Source organism: Streptomyces sp. NPDC052016 (assembly GCF_044548445.1).
Lineage (GTDB): Bacteria > Actinomycetota > Actinomycetes > Streptomycetales > Streptomycetaceae > Streptomyces.
Genome location: NZ_JBIUBX010000019.1, coordinates 1 through 18,377 on the forward strand (window position 1 = coordinate 1; position 18,377 = coordinate 18,377).

Below are 18,377 nucleotides of genomic sequence, written 5' to 3' on the forward strand. Positions count from 1 at the left end.
CACACGCCGCAACGACGCGCACAGAAAAGCCGATCACGGCCACTGTCAACCATCAGCTGGGACCGAACTGTCAAGCATCACCCGGGACCGGACAGTCAAGCCCCATCCCAGCGGGATAAGACTTTCCCTACTTCATCAAGGCCCGCGCACGGCGCGGGCGCGCGCCGCCTCTACGGCGCGGCCCGCCTCCTGTCTTCGCCCCGGCTGGCCGCGCCCGGCGGCGCGCTGCGAGCTGCGGGGATGAGGTAGGAGACACCCTCTGTGGCTGGGGCGGTCGGCTCCACGACTTTAGGCAGCCACCATGGGGCGAGCCTCGAAGATCATGGCCCCAACGTCGTGCTTTAACGGGCAGGTCCACAGACTGCCCGACGCGCCGGAAGCTTACGGGGCCATGATCACTCGCCCCATGGCAGCTCCTGCCCAAAGTCGCTCCGCCGACCTTGCAACCCACGCGCGCCACTCGGAAGCGACGCGCAGGCCCTTTGAGGCTCCTTTGGGGATACTCTGACTGCAAGACCGCCCCCAAAGGAGTCCCAAACGATGCCACCGTCGGTCCTCCCAGCTCTGGAGAAGGTGCTCGCCGGTACAACGGCTGCCAAGTGCGAGACAGAGACGTTGGACTTCAAGCAGGCCAAGCCCAACCAGAAGGATGCCTTCGCGGATCTGGCCGAGGCCGCAGTCTGCTTCGCCAATGCAAGCGGCGGGACGATCGTCGTGGGTGTCGTTGATGCTCGCGGCGGCGAGCAAGCGTTCGTTGGCTGCGACTTGGACGCACCGACCCTGCGAGGCAGAATTCATGCGCTGACTACCCCATCCCTACTGGTGGAAGTCGATGAGATCACGTTCGCCGATAAGAGGCTTTTGGTCATCTCAGTCCCCGAGGGCCTTGAGGTGTACTCCACAGCGAAGGGCTACACATACCAACGAATCAATACTGACTGCATTCCGATGCGGCCGGCGGATGTAACTCGCCTGGCAGAGGAGCGTCGAGGGTTCGACTGGTCGGCTACACCTAGCGGACGCCCCCTTGAAGACATTGACCCTCTGGCCTTTCGGTACTGCCGACGGCTTCTAACCAGTTCTATTGATGTCACGCGGCAGAGACATGGGAAACTCAACGACCGCGATCTACTCCACGCCATGAAAGCCGTGGCAGATGATGGCACTCTCACCCGGGCTGGCGAATTGGTGCTGTGCCAGGATGCAACGTCATCTCCAGCCGAGGCCATCGTTTATCAGCACCGCCGAACGCAGGCAGGTGAAACTGATGCAGTCCTTAGGCTTGGAACGCCGCTCGTTCTGGCCTTTGAGGAGGTCCTCCAAGCTACCCGAGCACGACAGGGAATCACACCGGTAACTCTGCCTGATGGCCGACAGTTGCAGATCGAGGACTACCCATCCGCAGCAGTTCGCGAAGCGATCGTAAACGCGCTCATTCATGGCGACTGGCGCCTGCGTGTTCCTGTGCGCATCGAGCACTCCCCCCAGTATCTAAAGATCGACTCTCCCGGCCCACTCGTGTCCGGTGTGACCACGAGCAACATCCTTACCCGCGGTTCGCGAGCGCGTTACCCCTCGCTCGCCGCAGCCTTCCGACTTCTGGGCCTGGCGGAGGAAGTCGGTCAAGGCGTCGACCGCATGTATCGCGAGATGATTCGCTCAGGACGAGACGTACCCGTCATCTCGGAGGACTCGGAACAGGTATCTGTTCTGTTTCGCGGGGCACCTCCTAATACACGTATCGCAAAATTCCTAGCTTCTCTCCCGGAAGATGAGCAGGACGACACCGACGCCCTGCTCATCATCCGCATCCTATGCAGCAAGCGCACAGTCAAAGCATCCGAGATCGCGAGTGTTATTCAGCGCACGGAGGAGGAGGCGCAAGCGGCACTCTTGAGACTGTCCGTGGAGCCTTTGAATATCTTGGAGCCGACTCGCGGAACAATGCGTAATAGGCTTCCCTCATACCGCCTACGCGGTGAAGTCGTAGCCCGTCTAGGCAGCGCCGTCACGTATCACAGCCGAGCAATCGACGACATCGACAAGAAGATCATCGAGCACATTGTCGACTATGGCGAAGTGAATAATAGGACGATTCAGCGCCTGTTTGATGTGGATGTCTATCAGGCCCGCGACATTCTGCGCGATCTGGTCGGCCGCGAGGTAATTACTCGCACATCCGAACAGAAACGGGGAACGGCCGTGCGATATGGACCTGGACCCGCATTTCCGAAGACCAAAAAAACGCGCTCGCGCAAAAAGATCAATCCCGAGGGAGAAAATGGGCAGGATGAAACGATCTTCTGACCTCTGCCTCCAGCTAGAGCGGCGGAAGTCTTGCTCAAGCGCGTGTCTAACTGCGTGACAACGCTGACGAACAGCAGCGGACACCCACAGACGCTTGCGCACAATCCCACCAGGTCAGAGAGGCTCTGACCCGAGGTCAGCCGCACACCCAAGTTGCTTCGGGACGAAGCGGTCACTGCGTTACGGTGCTCCGCATGACCGACGAGGCCCCCGCCTGTCCCGAGTGCAGCCAGCCCATGCGGTTCGGTGGCTTCGTGCTCTCCAAGCGGGCGGATGAAGGCCGGCGAACTTGTCGGGAGCTGTGGCGGTGTGCCGGTCGGCATGTCTGGTGGGGGTGGGCCGACCGGCCGGGTGAGCCGCTGGAGATCTGCCCCTTCCCGAAGCTGTTCCGCTGACATCCACGAGTGACATCAACGGCAGCGGACGGCGGCGACAGTCAGCAGCCGAGCACGGCACCGGTGCATGAGGCGGGCCCCCACCGGACCGGGTGGGGAACGAACTTGTAAAGCGAAGGTCGTCGGTTCGAGTCCGACAGGGGGCTCCATGCCCGACCAGGGACAACGCCCCCGCGATCTTGGATCGTGGGGGCGTTGACGGCTGTCCCGCCTGACGGCGCCCCCGGCGCGATCGCTCTCGTGCCAGTCCGTTCCTGCCGCCACCCGTCGCTCCGCCTGTCGCATGTGCTGCCATCGGACGGCGCGACGCACACCAGTGGGATGGGGATCCCACGCGACCATCGGCCACGGGTGCCGGGAGCAGTCGGCGCAGTGCCGGGGATTCTGCATCAACAAAAGTCATGGCCGGCGTGCGCCGAACGGGGCTTCACCCGGTGAGGCGCCCTGATCGGTCCCGGACGGTTCGTCCGGGACCGTTCGCTGCCTGGCCACCATGGACCGGCGCGCCGACATGGCCCTGCCGGGCCACCGTGGGCGGCGCGTCGCCGTGTTCAGGACTTGGTGTCCGGCTCGTTGCGGCGTGTGGCGAACTCCTTGTGGCCGTTGGGGCAGGTGGGGATCTTGTCGCCCTGCTGCACGTGGACCTTCTCGTCGCACTTGGCGCAGTAGAAGTCGCCGGTCTTCTGTGCCTTCTCGCCGGCCTTCGCGGTCACTGCTCTCGCCTCCGCGTGTTCGTCGCCGGTGGCTGCGGCGCGGCGTGGTGCTACGCGCGCCGGGCTCAGCGGTCGGTGGAGTCCGCGCCTGTCTCGTCGTCCGGCTCCGGCGGTGTGTGCTCCTCGGCCTCGATCCCTTCCAGCGGCTTGCCCGCCGTCGTGCCGCGTTCCGGCTGGTAGCCCTCCTTGGCGCTCGCCGTGCCCGGCACGGATCGCTCCTGTGCCTGGTGCTCCGAGCCCGAGTGCGCCCCGGGCTCGGCTTCGTCGCGCGCCCGGTCGTAGCGGTCCCCGCGGTGGTCGTTCCGGCCGGCCATGTCCGTCCTCCCATCGACGTCGGGCTTCGCCGGGTTCCCCCGGGCTGAGGACCGGAAACGGCTCCGGGAGTGATCCACCAGGGGTCCCGGTCGGCGTGCCTCGGCCGCTCAGGCAGCGACGCCGTGGCCGGGAGTCGCCTCCCCGGCCCTGGGTACGCGGTCGCCATCGGATGCGGAGTGACGCCGTAGCGGACCGTGCTGCGCCCGCCGGGCAGCGGCCGGCGCGTGAGGTGGCCTCCTCCTGACCGGAGCTGCGACATGGCGACCACCACGGACTTCGGGACTATGATGCGCCGGCTGATGCAGGCGGCCCACACCGTCACGCTGGAGCAGTTGCCCGGCCTCATCGCCGGCCACGCGGCGGCCGCCGGGCTGTTCGACGTGGCCGTCTACGGCGTCGACATCCAGGAGACGGTGCTGCGGCAGATCACCGGCCTGGGCGCCGACGCGGCGGCCCGCGGGGAACAGGTGAAGGTCGACGGCACGCTGCCCGGGCGGGCCTACCAGCGCGTGGAGCTCATCGCCGAGCCCGCGCGCGAGGAGCAGGAGCGGCGGCGCTGGTGGGTGCCGGTGACCGACGGCGTGGAACGGCTCGGAGTGCTGCGGGCGGACGCGGACAGCCGTGACGAGGGGGCCGTTCGGCAGGTTCTGCGGGACCTCGGCTCGATGGTGGCCCTGCTCCTGTTGAGCAAGCGGTCCTTCAGCGACTCGTACGCCCGGCTGGTGCGTACCGAGCCGATGAACGTGGCCGCGGAGATGCAGTGGAACCTGATGCCTCCGCCCGCCTTCGCGGGTCACGACGTCAGCGTCGGCGCCCTGATCGAGCCGGCCTACGGGGTGGGCGGCGACGCCTTCGACTACGCCGTCAGCGGTCAGACGCTGCACCTGGCCGTCCTCGACGCCATGGGCCACGACACCACGGCGGGGATCACCGCGAACGTGGCGGTCGCCGCCTGCCGTAACGCCCGCCGCCAGGGAACCTCGCTCGCCGAGACCAGTCAGGCGGTCGAGGAGGTGCTCCTGGCGCACTTCGGCACCAGCCGGTACGTCACCGGCATCCTCGCGGAACTCGACCTCTCCAGCGGGCAGCTGAGCTGGGTCAACCGCGGGCACCATCTGCCGCTCGTCGTCCGCGACAACCGCTGGACCATCGAGCTGACCTGTCCGCCGGCCGGGCCGATGGGCAGCGGTCTCGGGCTGCCCGTCGTCGTGCGCCGTCAGCAGCTCCAGCCCGGCGATCGGCTGCTGATGTACACCGACGGTGTCGTCGAGGCCCGTGACGCCGAGGGGCGGGAGTTCGGCCGGGACCGCTTCGTCGACTTCATCGTCCGCCAGCACTCCGGCCGTCAGACGCTGCACGAGACCCTGCGCCGCCTGATGCACGCGGTCGTCGGCCACCACGCCGGCCGTCTCGACGACGACGCCACCGTGCTGCTGGCCGAGTGGCGCGTAGGCCACCAGGAGGAGCTCGTTCCCTGACCCCGCGGGTGGCCTCCCGGAATGATCAGCCGCTTCCCGACACCCGAGGGTCCCGCGTGGCTGTACGTGGAGGCACGGAGGCCGGCTCCCGACACCTACGTGATCACTGTGGCCGGTGACCTCGACCGACACAGCAGGGACCGGCTCGACGACAGCGTGCGAACCGTGCCGGCCGGCCGCCCCGCCACCGTGCTGGTCGAGCTGTCCGGCACCGTCTTCATGGACTCCTCCGGACTGACCAGCCTCATCAACGCCTACCGCGCGGCCCTGCGGACCGGCACCCGCTTCCCCTCGTCGCTCCCACCGAGCCGGTCAGCCGGATCCTGGCGCTGACCGGGATCGACCGGGTCCTCGACAGCTGTCCGACGTGCGAGGCGGCCCGCCGCCGGACGGCAGGTGATCACGGACGGGTTCCGTCCTGCCGAGCGGGTCAGAGGCTGTCGCGTCGAGTCCTGCGGGGGCTCCGCTCCGCGTTCCTCGCCCGTCCGTCGTCCGTCTGTGCGACGGCCGGTTCCGCGTCCGGTCGCCTGTCCGCCGCAGGCCGTCCCAACGGCGGGTTTGCCGTCGTGCCCCCTGCGCCGGCCGGGTGAAGTGCGAGGGGTGGGCGGGCACCTCCGGTGCGGTGCATCCGCGCACGTCGTGACGGCTCCCCGACCTCCCCCGCGGGCCGGGGCGAGGGGGTCCTCGCGGTTAATTGTGAACCTTTTGTGGCGAATGAGGGGGTTATGACCAGTCAAGGGCTCCCCGCAACCGGCATCCCACGCCCCTCGCCCCAGCAGATCTTCACCGACCTCTCCGTCGCCCTCACCGGTTTCGACCGGGACGAACTGGCCGGCACCGGCCTGCTCGACACGTACTACGACGCCCTGCTGCGGATCCTCGGCGAGCGGGAGGCCGGTCAGCTGTTCCGGGTGGCCGCCGAGGCGCTGGAGGAGGACCGCGGGAACGACGACCACGCGGCCCTGGAGGCGCGGGTCGTCGACAGCCCCCGCTTCGGGCCGGTCGCCGTCGGCCTGATCAAGCTCTGGTACCTCGGCACCTGGTACCCGTCCGGCGGTGGCCACCGCGACCTCGAGGGCTCGACCGCGTACGACGTCGAGCACGTCGTCTCCCCCCGGGGCCACCGCGAGGGCCTCGTCTGGGCCGCCGCCGGCGCCCACCCGATGGGCGCCGAGCCACCCGGCTTCGGCTCGTGGGCCGAGCCCCCCTCCCTGCCTCCGACCCTCTCAGCCCGAGGAAGCGCATGAGCACCGAGCACTTCGACCTGGTGATCGTCGGCGGCGGGGTCGCCGCGGCCACGGTCGCCAAGACGGTCGTGGAGAAGGCCGCGGCCCAGACCCCGCCCCGGCACCCCCGCATCCTGATCCTGGAGGCCGGCCGGGCCACGGCGATGAGCGCCGACACCTACGACACCTACGTGGAGGCCTACCACGGGGCGGCGGTAAAGTCCCCCAACGCGCCCTACCCGGCGAGTACTTGGGCGCCGCATCCGGACGTGGCGGACATCGCCAGACCGGTCATGGACGGCGCGCGGACCACATCGCCCGCCGACCGGGGGTACTTCGTCCAGATGGGCCCGCTGCCCTTCGGCAGCGACTACACCCGCGCGCTCGGCGGCACCAGCCTGCGCTGGCCGGGCACCTGCCTGCGGATGCTGCCCCACGACTTCCGCATGTACTCGACGTACCGGCGGGGTGTCGACTGGCCGCTGACCTACGAGGAGCTGAAGCCGTACTACGAGCGGGCCGAGTGGGACGTCCTCGGCGTCGCCGGGAACGTCGCCGACCAGCGCTACCCCGGCTCCGCCGCCGACCCCGCGGAGTTCTTCGCGGCCGCCGACACCGAGAGGTTCCCGGGCGGGGCCTACGGCTTCCCCATGGAACGCATCCCTTCCAGCTACCTCGACCAGTACCTGACCAAGCTGGCCGACGGTCTGACGGTCAGTCTGAGCGGCGGGAACGGCACCGTCCACGACTTCACGATCAGGATCGGCAACACGCCGGCCGCCCGCAACTCCACGCCGGCCACCCCGGCGTACGAGGTCGTCGGGGCCGTCGGCGACACCGGCCGGGGGCAGCGCTGCGAGGGCTACGCGAGCTGCGCCGCGATCTGCCCCTCCCAGGCGAAGTACAGCGCGCTCAGGACGCTGCACGAGCTGGTCGTCCGCCACCCCGACCGTGAGCCGGGGGACCGGGCGCGGGTCGCGGTGCGCAGCCAGTGCGTCGTCACGGAGGTGCTGCACACCCAGAAGCCCGGCGAGACGGGCACGGTCACCGGGCTGAGGTACAGGAGGTACTACGACAGCGGCAGCCGGCCGACGGACCACACGGTGACCGCCGGCACGTACGTCCTCGCCGCCAACGCCATCGAGAACGCCACTCTGCTGCTCGCCTCCGGCGCCGCCAACAACAGCGACCAGGTCGGCCGCAACCTGATGGACCGTCCGGTGCTGTACACCTGGGGCCTGCTCCAGGAGAACGCCGGCGCGTTCCGCGGCCCGGCGTCCACCTCCGACATCCCCGTCTTCCGCGACGGCGACTTCCGCCGGGAACGCACCGCCTTCCGCGTGGAGATCGGCAACTGGGGCTGGAACGTCCCGGACAACGCCCCGTACGACACCGTCCACGACCTGGTCGGCGGCAGCAGGGACGGCAGGGCGCGGCTCTACGGCAGGGAACTGCGCCGCAGGATCGGCGACATCCTGCCCCGGCAGTTCCGGCTGGCGTGGGAGCTGGAGCAGGACCCTCAGCCCGGCAACCGGGTCCGCGTGGACGACCGTTACCGCGACGCGCTGGGCAGGCACCGCCCGGTCATCCACTACGACCTCTCCGAGTACGTGCGCGCCTCCCTGCCCTGGGCGGCGCAGGCCGGCAAGCAGCTGTTCCGGCAGCTCGGCATCGGCGAGACGCAGCGGCGGCCCCTCTACGAGGCCGGTGACTACACCCACTACGACCCGGACGACGCCTCGGCCGTGGAGTACGAGGGCGTGACGTACTGGGTGCGCGGCTCGGGCTCCGTCGCGGGCACCCACCGGATGGGCGACGACCCGCGGACCTCCGTCGTCGACAGCCACCAGCGCAGCCACGACCTGGACAACCTCTACGTCGTCGGCTGCGGCAGCATGCCGACGCTGGGCACCTCCGACCCGACGCTCACCATGACCGCGCTGGCCATCCGCACCGGCGACCGGATCGCCGAGGAGTTGAAGGGAGCGGGCCGGTGACCGAGCCGGGGCCCTGAAGGACCCCGCGATCCGTCCGTACGGGGCAGGGCCGTCGCCCTGATGCGCACCCCGGTGCGGATCAGCGGTTCCGCAGGCGGCGGGCGAGCGCCAGATCGTCCGCCGGCGGCGGGTCGCCGTCCTCGATCTCCCACAGGGCGTTCTGCAGCACCCGGCCGAGCGTCCAGGCGAGGGCGCGCTCCCGGTCCAGGCCCAGGACCCCGGTCATCGCGTCGAAACGCCAGGGGACGTCGTCGACGTCGAAGCGGTTGTTCAGCGCGGGCCAGAGGTCGAAGCCGGGGTCGCCGGCGAGCGGCTTGGGGTCGATGGCCAGCCAGGGGGCGCGGTCCGCGCCGAGCACGTTCTCGTAGTGCAGGTCCCAGTGCAGGAGCCGGTCGCCGCTCTCGCCGGCCACCTCGCGCACGGCGGCCGCGCAGTCCGCGACCAGCCGCCGGTCGGCCGGGTCCGCGACCCGCTCCAGCGCCGCGGGGGTCCGCTCCAGCATCTCCCCGGCGATGTCGTCGAGCCGCCGCAGGTCCGGCGGGGCCGGGACGGACGTCAGGTGGGCCAGCAGGCCGGCGATGACCAGGACCGCCTCGTGGATGTCCGCGACGTGGGAGAGCATGCGGGCCGGGTCGAGGCGCTCGAGGAGCAGCGTGCCGGTCGGCCCGTCGTGCCGCAGCAGCCGGACGGCCCGGTCGCCGTTCCACACGCGCAGGGCGACCGGCTCGCCCTCGCTCTCCTCGTCCAGGAGTTGCAGCTTGAGCACGGCGGGCGTCCCGTCGGCGCCCGTGACCGGCAGGACGAGCGCGCTCACGCCGTGCATCGCCGGGCCGTCCGGCCGCAGCTCCCAGCGCTCCAGGAACTCCGCCGTCAGTCCCGGCAGCGCGGCGACGAAGGCCCGCCCCGCCGCCCCGTTGAACCTCGCCTGCGCCTGGGCCAAACCGTCCGGAACGTCGATCACCCGCTCGACGATACGGACGGCGGGAGATCGGCTCACGCTCTTTTCCGGGGCGACGAGTCCACGAAATCCGAAGGAGACAGCCGCCGTGCGGGCGGTTATCGTCCGGCCATGAGCAGCTGGGCGAGCGGTGTCGTGAACGGCGGGATCTCCTACTGGTACGCGGACGACGGCCTTCCGGCGGTACGGGAGCCGCTGACCGGTGACGCCTCCGCGGACGTCGTGATCGTCGGGGGCGGCTACACGGGCCTGTGGACCGCGTACTACCTGAAGAAGGCGGCGCCCTTCCTCCGGATCACCGTCCTGGAGCAGCGGTTCTGCGGCTACGGCGCCTCCGGGCGCAACGGCGGCTGGCTCTACAACGGCATCGCGGGCCGCGACCGGTACGCGAAGCTGCACGGCCGGGAGGCCGCCGTACGGCTCCAGCGGGCGATGAACGACACGGTCGGCGAAGTCGTGCGGGTGGTCCGCGAGGAGGGCGTCGAGGCCGACGTCCACCAGGGAGGGGTCCTGGAAGTCGCCCGGACGCCCGCGCAGCTGGCCCGGCTGAAGGAGTTCCACGCGCACGAGGTGGCGTTCGGGGAGAAGGACCGCGAGCTGTACGGGGCGCGGGAGACCGCCGAGCGGATCCGGGTGGCCGGCGCGGTCGGCTCGACGTGGACGCCGCACGGGGCGCGCGTGCACCCGGTGAAGCTGATGAAGGGGCTCGCGGCGGCCGTCGAGGCGCTCGGGGTGACGATCCACGAGGCGACCCCGGTGACCGAGATCCGGCCGGGACACGCCGTCACGCCGTACGGGACCGTGCGCGCCCCGTACGTGCTGCGGTGCACGGAGGGCTTCACGGCGTCGCTGAAGGGGCAGAAGCGCACCTGGCTGCCCATGAACTCCTCGATGATCGCCACCGAACCCCTGAGCGAGGAGCAGTGGGCGACGGTGGGCTGGACGGGCCGGGAGACCCTGGGCGACATGGCGCACGCCTACATGTACGCGCAGCGCACGGCCGACGGGCGGATCGCGCTGGGCGGGCGCGGGGTGCCGTACCGCTTCGGTTCGCGGACCGACAACGACGGGCGGACGCAGGAGGCGACCGTCGAGGCGCTGCGGAAGATTCTCGTCGGCTTCTTCCCCTCCCTCGCCGGGGTGCGGATCGCGCACGCCTGGTCCGGGGTGCTGGGCGTGCCCCGCGACTGGTGCGCGACGGTCACCCTGGACCGTTCGACCGGTCTCGGCTGGGCGGGCGGGTACGTCGGCTCGGGCGTCGCCACCGCGAACCTGGCGGGACGCACCCTGCGCGACCTGGTCCGGTTCGATTCCGGTCAGGGCGGCCGTACGGAGCTGACGGACCTGCCGTGGGTCGGCCACAAGGTCCGCAGGTGGGAGCCGGAGCCGCTGCGCTGGCTGGGCGTACAGGGCATGTACGCCACCTACCGGGCGGCGGACCGGCGGGAGGCCGTCCGGCACGGCGCGCAGTCGTCGCGGCTGGCGCGGGCCGCGGACCGGGTGGCGGGGCGCCACTGAGCCCCGGCCGGGCTCCGGGCACACGGCGGGCGCCGCGGTACGGGTCCCCGTCGGGGGTCTCCGTCACCCGACGGGCTCCGGTACGGCGTCCTGGGCGTCGTAGCGGGTCGGCTTCGCCGTGGCCAGCAGGGCCGCGGTCAGGGCAGCGAGCAGCATGATGGCGGCGGCCCAGCCGATGGCGACCGTGTAGCCGTGCACCATGCCCTCCGTGGTGACCTGGGCCCGGCGGGCCGGGTCGGCGAGGTGCGCGGTGACGTAGGCGGCCCCGCTGGTGGTGGCGACCGTGTTGAGCAGGGCCGTGCCGATGGAACCGCCCACCTGTTGTGCGGTGTTGACGGTGGCCGAGGTGACGCCGGCGTCCTGGGGGTCGACGCCCGCGGTGGCCGTGGAGAAGACCGGTGTGAAGGTCAGGCCCATGCCGAGGCCCATCAGGACCAGGCTGGGCAGGATGTCGGTGGCGTACGTGCTGTGCACCGTCATCCGGGTGAGGATCAGCATGCCGGTGGCCGCGAGGAGCATGCCGGGGGTCATCAGCAGGCGGGGCGGGACGCGGTGGACCAGGCGGGCGGAGATCTGCGTGGAGCCGGTGAGGATCGAGGCGGTCATGGGGAGGAAGGCCAGACCCGTCAGCACGGGCGAGTAGTGCAGGACGACCTGCAGGTAGTAGGTCATGAACAGGAACATGCCGAACATGCCGACGACCGCCATGGCCATGGTCAGGAAGCAGCCCAGGCGGTTGCGGTCGAGAAGGATGTGCAGCGGCAGCAGGGGGGCCGGCGCCCTCTTCTGCCACCACACGAACCCCGCCAGCAGCATGAACCCGGCCGCGATCACGGCCCACACCAGCGGGTCGGCCCAGCCGCGCGGCTCGGCCTCCGCGAAGCCGTAGACGATCGCGATCAGGCCGCCGCAGCCCAGCAGGACGCCGGGGACGTCGAGCCGGTCGGCCGTGCGGTCGGGGGTGTCGCGCAGGAGGACGAGGGCGCCGACGACGGCGACCATCGCGATGGGCACGTTGACGTACAGGCACCAGCGCCAGTTCAGGTACTCGGTGACCAGCCCGCCCACGACGAAGCCGATCGCGGCCCCGCCGGCGGCGAGCGTGCCGAAGATGCCGAGCGCCCTGGCGCGTTCCCTGGAGTCGGTGAAGGTCGTGGTCAGCAGGCTGAGCGCGGACGGGGCCAGGACGGCGGCGAAGACGCCCTGGAGGGCGCGGGCGCCGAACAGCATGCCCGGGGTGGTGGCCGCGCCGCCGAGCGCGGAGGCGACGGCGAAGCCGGCCAGGCCGATGACGAAGCTGCGTCTGCGGCCCACCAGGTCGGCGATCCGGCCGCCCAGCAGGAGCAGCCCGCCGAAGGCCAGCGTGTAGGCGGTGATCACCCACTGGCGGTCGCCGTCGGACATGCCCAGGTCCCGTTGCGCGGACGGCAGCGCGATGTTCACGATCGTCGCGTCCAGCACCACCATGAGCTGGGCGAGGGCGATCGTCCACAGGCCCCACCAGCGGCGCGGGTCCGGCCGCGCCGGAGGTTCGTCTGCCCCTGAGACACTCACGCCGTCAGAAGACCATGAACGGGACCGGGCCGCATCCGGACCGTCACGGCTTCTCACGCACCGTCACGGCTCCAGGACGACCTTGCCGGTCGTGCCGCGGCTCTCCAGTGCGCGGTGGGCGGCGGCCGCCTCGGCCAGCCGGAAGCGCTGGACGGCCGGGGTGAGGCGGCCGGCGGCGGCTTCGGCCAGGGCGCGCAGCTCCAGGGTCCGGAGGGGGTCGGGGCCGCCCGCCTTCTCCATCATCACCGGGCCCAGGACCTGCTCGGAGACCCCTTCGACGAGGTAGGGCCGGCCGTCGTGCAGTCCCTCGCCCGACCAGCCGAAGACGATGTGCCGGCCGCCGGGGCCGAGCAGGGCGGTGGCCTCGCGGGCGACGTCGCCGCCGACGCCGTCGAAGACGACGGTGGCCGGCCGGCCGCCGAGGTGGGCGCGGACCTTCTCCGGCCAGTCCGGGTCCTTGTAGTCGACGGCGAGGTCGGCTCCGTTCTCCCGTACCCGCGCGGCCTTCTCCGGGCCGCCCGCCAGGCCGACGACGGTGGCGCCCGCGTTCTTCGCGTACTGCACGAGCAGGGTGCCGATGCCGCCCGCGGCGGCCGGGACGAGGACGACGGAACCGGGGCCCGGCTCCGCGAACTGGAGGATCCCCATCGCCGTACGGCCGGTGCCGATCATGGCGACGGCCTGGGCGGCGTCCAGGCCCGGCGGGATCTCGTGGACGCGGGCGGCGTCGGCGACGGCCAGCTCGGCGTAGCCGCCCGGGGCGAAACCGAGGTGGACGACGACCCGCCGTCCGAGCCACGAGGCGTCCACGCCCTCGCCGAGGGACTCGACGACGCCGGCGACCTCACGTCCCGGGACGGTCGGCAGGACCGTCGGCTGGGGCAGCGGGCCCCGCATGCCCTCGCGCAGGGCGGTGTCGAGGAGGTGCACTCCGGCGGCCTCGACGGCGATGCGGACCTGGCCCGGGGCGGGCCGCGGGTCCTCGACCTCCTCGTAGACGAGGTTCTCGGCCGGGCCGAAGGCGTGCAGACGGATGGCGTGCATGTGGGTCCCCCCGTGGTCCGATCGTTCCGCGCGGTGTACGCGGCTCGCTGTGCCGTCGGGACCACTCTTCGACCTCAAGCATGCTTGAGGTCAAGCGTTTTGCGGCCCAGGGCGAGGGAGACGGCGGCCAGGGCACTGTGGAAGGAGACCTCCGAGAGCACACCGGGGGCGGCCACCTGGTCGCCGGCCAGGTACACGCCGTCGCCGCGGTCCACGGCCGGGCGGTCGCGCCAACTCGTGCCGGGCGGGTCGACCGCCCCCGTACGGCCCGCCGCGACGGCCTCCCGCCGCCAGGTGACGCGCTCGCGCCAGCCCGGGAAGCCGAGGTCGAGCAGTTGCTCCGCGCGGGCGACGCCCTCGGCCTTCGACTCGTGCGGGGCGATCGGGATCTGGCCCTGGATCAGCTGCTCGCCGGCCGGGGCGAGGGTGCGGTCCTGGGCGGTGAACCGCTCGATCCAGCCGGGCGCGTCCAGGTCCGACACGGCGAAGGCGTCGCCGGTGGGGGTGCCCCCGAACGAGCGAAGCCGGGAACGGGGGAGGCTGCGGACGGCGAGGTCGACCAGCGCCGTGCGGCCGCTCGGCCAGGTCAGCGAGTCGTCCCCCAGCAGGCGCCGGGCGGCGGCCAGGGAGGTGGCGACGATCACCGGCGTGTCCGTGGGCAGCGTGTCGACGCGGGAGAGGGTCTCCACGCGCACCCCGAGGTTCCAGGCACGGGCCGCCATCCGGTCGACGAGCGCGCCCCAGCCACCGCGCGGGTAGTGCGCCTCGGGCGGCAGCTTGGTGGCGCGGAGCAGGCGCTCCTGGACGAAGGCGGCGGACAGGGCGCCGGGGTCGTGGTGGAAGAGGGCCACGGCGGAGTAGTGGGCGGCGGCCCGGGCCCCCTCCTCGCCGGCCACCTCCGTGGCCCACGTCAGGAAGTCGACGTCCACGGGCGCGGTGCGGCGGACGCCGGGGCGCAGCAGTTTGAGCATCGAGAAGGGCGGGGTGCGGCGCAGGGTGCCCTTGTGGCGCAGCCGGAGGCGGGCCGCTTCCAGGGGCGGGAGGGGCGCGAGCGGCCCGACCAGGTCGCGCCGCTTGAGCCAGGCCCAGTGCGCACCGCCGTTGTAGAGGGCGTGCGGGCCTTCGTTCGTCCGGTACGGGCCGTCCGCGGTCCTGGCCCGTCCACCGAGGGTGTCGTGGGCCTCGTGGAGGGTGACCTTGGCGCCCGCCTCCGCGGCGGCGACGGCGGCGGTGAGGCCGGCGAAGCCGCCTCCGACGACGGTGAGGCGCTGCAGGCGCCTGGGCAGGTGCTCGGCCGGGGGCATGGGCATGGGCGTGGCTCTCCTTCTGGTGTGACGCCTTCGCCGAGTACGACTCCTGGAGGGCCCCGGTCTGTGACATCGGGGGTGTTCACGCAGGTCGGGCGGATTGTCAGTGGCGGGGTGCAGCATGGGCGCATGGCGAGGACGGGTGCGGGCGGGACCGGCAGGAGCAGGGTGAAGGGCGCGCGGCGGCCCGAGGTGCGGCTGCCGGCGCTCGAGGCGTACGAGAGCGGGGAGGTGGAGCCCGACGGGGACTACGACGGGGTGGAGTTCGCGGGGACCGACCTCGCCGGACAGGACGGCGCCGGGGCGAGATTCATGGACTGCGCGCTGACGGGCTGCGCGCTGGACGGGACGCGGCTGCCGCACGCCCGCCTCCTCGACTCGGTCCTCACCGGCATCCGGGGGGTCGGCACGGACCTGGCCGAGTCGACCCTGCGGGACGTCGAGATCGTCGACGCCCGTCTCGGCGGCACCCAGTTGCACGGCGCCGTCCTGGAGCGCGTCCTGGTGCGCGGCGGCAAGATCGACTTCCTGAACCTGCGTCACGCCCGGCTGCGGGACGTCGTCTTCGAGGGCTGCGTCCTCGTCGAGCCCGACTTCGGGGGCGCCCGGCTGGAGCGGGTCGAGTTCGTGGACTGCGCGCTGAAGGCGGCCGACTTCACCGCGGCCACCCTGACCGACGTGGATCTGCGCGGCGCGACGGAACTGGACATCGCGGGCGGCCTGGACCGCCTGTCCGGCGCGGTGATCAGCACGGCGCAACTGCTGGACCTGGCCCCGGCGCTGGCGGCGGAGCTGGGGATCAGGGTGGAGGACTGAGGGGACCGAGGGGAGGGGGTCGAGGGGAGGGGGTCGAGGGGGGTGGGCCTCTTGGGGGAGGGGACCAGGTTTGGGGTGCGGGTTGGGGTGACGCCGGGCCGAGGGGGGGACCGGTCCGCGCCGAGGGGAGGTTCCGGCCGGGGCCGGGCCGAGGGGAGGTCCGGGCCCGGGGCCGGGCTGAGGTGGCGCTGGGCCGGGGGGAAGAACGGGTCGAGGCAGGGCCGGGCCGGGCCGAGGGGAGGTTCGGGTTGGGGCCGGGCCGGGGGAGGGGTCGCGGTGGCGCTGGGCCGGGGGAAGGCCGGGCCAGGGCAGGGCCGCGCCGCGTGAGGGGAGGTTCGGGCCGGGGGCCGGGGGCCGGGGGCCGGGGGTCGGGGCGAGGTGGCGCTGGGCCGGGGTGGGGCCGGGCCGGTCACCCCAACCGGGGGAAGCGTGCCTGCAGGGTCCAGATCGCCGGGTTCTCGCCCAGGTCCTCGTGCAGGTCGACCAGGTCGGCGATCAGGTCGTGCAGGAAGTCACGGGCCTCGCGGCGCAGCTCGGCGTGGGAGAAGGTCAGCGGCGGCTCCTCGGCCGGCATCCAGTCGGCCTCGATGTCCACCCAGCCGAAGCGGCGCTCGAAGAGCATGCGGTCGGTCGACTCGGTGAAGTCCAGCTCCGCGTACTGGGGGCGGGAGGCGCGGGAGCCGGCCGGGTCCTGGTCGATCCGCTCCACGATGTCGCACAGCGCCCACGCGAAGTCGAGAACCGGCACCCATCCCCAGGCTGTGGACAGCTCCCGGTCCGCCTTGGTGTCGGCGAGGTAGACGTCTCCGCAGAACAGGTCGTGCCGCAGCGCGTGGACGTCCGCACGGCGGTAGTCGGTCTGCGGGGGATCGGGGAAGCGGTTGGAGAGGGCATAGCCGATGTCGAGCACGTAGGCGATGGTGTCACGCCCTTGCCGGTCCGGACCCACCGACCGACTGCGGCCCCGGCCGGGCCGTGACCGCAGTCGGCTACGCCCTGGTCGGGTGTGCCCGCGACCCGGGCGGTGGTCTTCGTCCGTGCGTGACTGTGGCCGGGGGTGCCCTGGTCGGTGTGCCCGCGACCCGGGCGGTGGTCTTCGTCCGTGCGTGGCCGTGGCCGGGGGTGCCCCGGCCGGTGCGCCCACGATCGGCCGGGGCCTCCGTCCGCGCGTGACCGTGGCCGACTGTGTCCTGGTCGGCCACCCCGCGGCCGGTCGTGGTCTCCGTCTCCGCCCGTGGGTGTGGCCTCCGTCCGCTCGCGGCCTCCGACCGTAGGATCTGTGACATGTCCAGATCCGTGCGCCTTGTCCGGTCGGTCGCCGTCCTCACGGCGTTGGCGCTCCCCGCCGCCCTCACCGCTTGCGACTCGGGCGGGCGGAAAGACACCGGCGACGCGGGTGCCGGGGACCCGTACTTCCCGAAGGCCGGAAACGGCGGCTACGACGTCCGCCACTACGCCCTCGACCTCGCCTACGACCCGGCGGCCCACCGGCTGTCCGGCACCGCCCGTGTCACCGCCCGTGCGACCCAGCGGCTGGCCGCCTTCGACCTCGACCTCCAAGGCATGGAGGTCGATACCGTCACCGTCGAGGGAGCGGCGGCCCCCTTCGACCGCGAAGGGCAGGAACTCACCGTCCGCCCCGAGGAGCGCCTGGAGAAGGGGGAGACCTTCCAGGTGGCCGTCCGCTACGCCGGCCGCCCGGAGACGATCACCGACCCGGACGGCTCGAGGGAAGGCTGGCTGCGCACCGCCGACGGCGCCGTGGTCCTCGGCCAGCCGACCGGCTCCATGGCGTGGTTCCCCGGCAACCACCACCCCTCCGACAAGGCGACCTACGACATCACGGTCACCGTGCCGAAGGGCCTGACGGCGGTCTCCAACGGGGAGTTGAGGAGCGAACGGACCACCGGCGGGCGCACCGCCTTCACCTGGCGCACCGCCGAACCCATGGCGCCCCACGTCGCCACGCTCGCCGTGGGGCGCTACGGCGTGACGCGCTCCTCCACACCGGACGGCCTGCCCGTGTACGTCGCCGTCGACACGACCCAGACCGACGCCGGCCGTGCCGCGCTCGCCCGTCTCCCCGAGGTCATGGAGTGGGCGGAGTACAACTTCGGCCCGTACCCCTTCTCCTCCACCGGAGCGATCGTCGACCGCCCGGAGGACTCCGAGTACGCCCTGGAGACCCAGAACCGTCCCGTCTTCCCCGGCGCCCCCGACACCGGGCTGCTCGTCCACGAGATCGCCCACGAGTGGTTCGGCAACTCCGTCACGCCGAGGACCTGGCAGGACATGTGGCTCAGCGAGGGCTTCGCCACCTACGCCGAGTGGCTGTGGACGGAGGACGAGGGCGGCGCCACCGCCGAGCAGACCTTCCAGGCGCTCTACGACCACGGTGAGGACACCTACGACGACCTCTGGTCCTTCCCGCCCGCGAAGCAGCCGAGCGCCGCGCACGTCTCCGGCGACCCCGTCTACCAGCGCGGTGCGATGGTGATCCACAAGATCCGCCGGACGCTCGGCGACGACGCCTTCCACGACCTCGTCCAGGGCTGGACCGCCGCCCACCGCCACGGCAACGCCGACACCGACGACTTCACGGCGTACGTGGAGGAGCAGGCGCCGGAGAAGGACTTCGACGCGATCTGGGACGACTGGCTGTACGGGGAGGGAAAGCCGGCCCGCCCGTGAGCCCGGCCCGCCCGTGAGCCCGGTCCGTCCGTGAGCCCGGTCCGCCTGTGAGCGCGGC

16 protein-coding genes and 1 tRNA gene are annotated in these 18,377 nt (G+C 71.9%); 10 read left to right on the forward strand and 7 right to left on the reverse strand.

The genetic code is table 11. The features are described 5' to 3' along the window. Nucleotides 1-540 precede the first annotated feature (540 nt). From ACIHAR_RS23475 to ACIHAR_RS23485, 3 genes are all read left to right on the forward strand, one after another. A complete protein-coding gene (locus ACIHAR_RS23475; protein ID WP_400021556.1) occupies nt 541-2,307 on the forward strand; it encodes an RNA-binding domain-containing protein in 1,767 nt (588 codons plus the stop codon). A 194-nt stretch (nt 2,308-2,501) separates the two neighbouring features. Then, nucleotides 2,502-2,702, forward strand: coding sequence for a dehydrogenase (locus ACIHAR_RS23480; protein WP_400021558.1), 201 nt, complete (start codon nt 2,502-2,504; stop codon nt 2,700-2,702). Between the two features lie 76 nt (nt 2,703-2,778). After that, nucleotides 2,779-2,851: transfer RNA gene (locus ACIHAR_RS23485), tRNA-Tyr, on the forward strand. Nucleotides 2,852-3,253: 402 nt separating this feature from the next. Here the strand turns inward: ACIHAR_RS23485 and ACIHAR_RS23490 are convergent. Beyond that, nucleotides 3,254-3,415 carry a hypothetical protein gene (locus ACIHAR_RS23490; protein ID WP_400021560.1) on the reverse strand — a complete coding sequence of 54 codons (162 nt, stop codon included), beginning with the start codon at nt 3,413-3,415 and terminating at the stop codon, nt 3,254-3,256. Between the two features lie 65 nt (nt 3,416-3,480). Continuing rightward, on the reverse strand, nt 3,481-3,729 hold the full coding sequence (locus tag ACIHAR_RS23495; RefSeq protein WP_365460042.1) for a hypothetical protein: 249 nt from the start codon (nt 3,727-3,729) through the stop codon (nt 3,481-3,483). A 300-nt stretch (nt 3,730-4,029) separates the two neighbouring features. Between ACIHAR_RS23495 and ACIHAR_RS23500 the strand changes: the two genes are divergently transcribed. From ACIHAR_RS23500 to ACIHAR_RS23515, 4 genes are all read left to right on the forward strand, one after another. Further along, the gene (locus tag ACIHAR_RS23500) at nt 4,030-5,208 is read left to right on the forward strand and encodes a PP2C family protein-serine/threonine phosphatase (protein WP_400021563.1); all 1,179 of its coding nucleotides are present in this window, start codon (nt 4,030-4,032) and stop codon (nt 5,206-5,208) included. A gap of 21 nt (nt 5,209-5,229) precedes the next feature. Then, complete coding sequence (locus ACIHAR_RS23505) at nt 5,230-5,541, forward strand: STAS domain-containing protein (RefSeq protein WP_400021565.1); 312 nt, start codon at nt 5,230-5,232, stop codon at nt 5,539-5,541. Nucleotides 5,542-5,933: 392 nt separating this feature from the next. Beyond that, the gene (locus tag ACIHAR_RS23510) at nt 5,934-6,455 is read left to right on the forward strand and encodes a hypothetical protein (RefSeq protein WP_365460033.1); all 522 of its coding nucleotides are present in this window, start codon (nt 5,934-5,936) and stop codon (nt 6,453-6,455) included. Next, complete coding sequence (locus ACIHAR_RS23515) at nt 6,452-8,431, forward strand: GMC oxidoreductase (protein ID WP_400021567.1); 1,980 nt, start codon at nt 6,452-6,454, stop codon at nt 8,429-8,431. Before ACIHAR_RS23510 ends, ACIHAR_RS23515 begins: the two co-directional genes overlap by 4 nt. Before the next feature lie 79 nt (nt 8,432-8,510). Here ACIHAR_RS23515 and ACIHAR_RS23520 read toward each other — a convergent pair whose 3' ends face one another. Next, a complete protein-coding gene (locus tag ACIHAR_RS23520; protein WP_400021750.1) occupies nt 8,511-9,404 on the reverse strand; it encodes an aminoglycoside phosphotransferase family protein in 894 nt (297 codons plus the stop codon). Nucleotides 9,405-9,500: 96 nt separating this feature from the next. Between ACIHAR_RS23520 and ACIHAR_RS23525 the strand changes: the two genes are divergently transcribed. After that, nucleotides 9,501-10,907: an NAD(P)/FAD-dependent oxidoreductase gene (locus ACIHAR_RS23525; RefSeq protein WP_400021569.1), complete on the forward strand. Its 1,407-nt coding sequence runs from the start codon at nt 9,501-9,503 to the stop codon at nt 10,905-10,907. Nucleotides 10,908-10,970: 63 nt separating this feature from the next. Here the strand turns inward: ACIHAR_RS23525 and ACIHAR_RS23530 are convergent, their stop codons facing one another. The 3 genes from ACIHAR_RS23530 to ACIHAR_RS23540 all read right to left on the reverse strand — a co-directional run bounded on the left by ACIHAR_RS23530 (nt 10,971) and on the right by ACIHAR_RS23540 (nt 14,779). Further along, entirely contained in the window at nt 10,971-12,461 is a 1,491-nt protein-coding gene (locus ACIHAR_RS23530; RefSeq protein ID WP_400021571.1) for an MFS transporter, read from the reverse strand. Nucleotides 12,462-12,524: 63 nt separating this feature from the next. Next, nucleotides 12,525-13,505, reverse strand: coding sequence for a zinc-binding dehydrogenase (locus ACIHAR_RS23535; protein WP_400021573.1), 981 nt, complete (start codon nt 13,503-13,505; stop codon nt 12,525-12,527). 74 nt (nt 13,506-13,579) lie between these two features. Beyond that, nucleotides 13,580-14,779, reverse strand: a complete 1,200-nt coding sequence (locus tag ACIHAR_RS23540) for an NAD(P)-binding protein (protein WP_400021752.1) — start codon at nt 14,777-14,779, stop codon at nt 13,580-13,582. A gap of 162 nt (nt 14,780-14,941) precedes the next feature. Between ACIHAR_RS23540 and ACIHAR_RS23545 the strand changes: the two genes are divergently transcribed. After that, nucleotides 14,942-15,628: a pentapeptide repeat-containing protein gene (locus tag ACIHAR_RS23545; protein WP_400021575.1), complete on the forward strand. Its 687-nt coding sequence runs from the start codon at nt 14,942-14,944 to the stop codon at nt 15,626-15,628. A 409-nt stretch (nt 15,629-16,037) separates the two neighbouring features. Here the strand turns inward: ACIHAR_RS23545 and ACIHAR_RS23550 are convergent, their stop codons facing one another. Continuing rightward, nucleotides 16,038-16,538: a hypothetical protein gene (locus ACIHAR_RS23550; RefSeq protein WP_365460099.1), complete on the reverse strand. Its 501-nt coding sequence runs from the start codon at nt 16,536-16,538 to the stop codon at nt 16,038-16,040. A 374-nt stretch (nt 16,539-16,912) separates the two neighbouring features. On the opposite strand from ACIHAR_RS23550, the gene ACIHAR_RS23555 reads away from it, so the two are divergent. Beyond that, a complete protein-coding gene (locus ACIHAR_RS23555) occupies nt 16,913-18,319 on the forward strand; it encodes a M1 family metallopeptidase (protein WP_400021578.1) in 1,407 nt (468 codons plus the stop codon). Nucleotides 18,320-18,377 lie beyond the last annotated feature (58 nt).

Excerpts from the sequence above, each read along its gene's own strand:
- ACIHAR_RS23475 (WP_400021556.1), top strand. The coding sequence starts at position 541 with ATGCCACCGTCGGTCCTCCCAGCTCTGGAGAAGGTGCTCGCCGGTACA.
- ACIHAR_RS23480 (WP_400021558.1), top strand. The coding sequence starts at position 2,502 with ATGACCGACGAGGCCCCCGCCTGTCCCGAGTGCAGCCAGCCCATGCGG.
- ACIHAR_RS23495 (WP_365460042.1), bottom strand. The coding sequence starts at position 3,729 with ATGGCCGGCCGGAACGACCACCGCGGGGACCGCTACGACCGGGCGCGC.
- ACIHAR_RS23500 (WP_400021563.1), top strand. The coding sequence starts at position 4,030 with ATGCAGGCGGCCCACACCGTCACGCTGGAGCAGTTGCCCGGCCTCATC.
- ACIHAR_RS23505 (WP_400021565.1), top strand. The coding sequence starts at position 5,230 with ATGATCAGCCGCTTCCCGACACCCGAGGGTCCCGCGTGGCTGTACGTG.
- ACIHAR_RS23510 (WP_365460033.1), top strand. The coding sequence starts at position 5,934 with ATGACCAGTCAAGGGCTCCCCGCAACCGGCATCCCACGCCCCTCGCCC.
- ACIHAR_RS23515 (WP_400021567.1), top strand. The coding sequence starts at position 6,452 with ATGAGCACCGAGCACTTCGACCTGGTGATCGTCGGCGGCGGGGTCGCC.
- ACIHAR_RS23525 (WP_400021569.1), top strand. The coding sequence starts at position 9,501 with ATGAGCAGCTGGGCGAGCGGTGTCGTGAACGGCGGGATCTCCTACTGG.
- ACIHAR_RS23535 (WP_400021573.1), bottom strand. The coding sequence starts at position 13,505 with ATGCACGCCATCCGTCTGCACGCCTTCGGCCCGGCCGAGAACCTCGTC.
- ACIHAR_RS23545 (WP_400021575.1), top strand. The coding sequence starts at position 14,942 with ATGGCGAGGACGGGTGCGGGCGGGACCGGCAGGAGCAGGGTGAAGGGC.
- ACIHAR_RS23555 (WP_400021578.1), top strand. The coding sequence starts at position 16,913 with ATGTCCAGATCCGTGCGCCTTGTCCGGTCGGTCGCCGTCCTCACGGCG.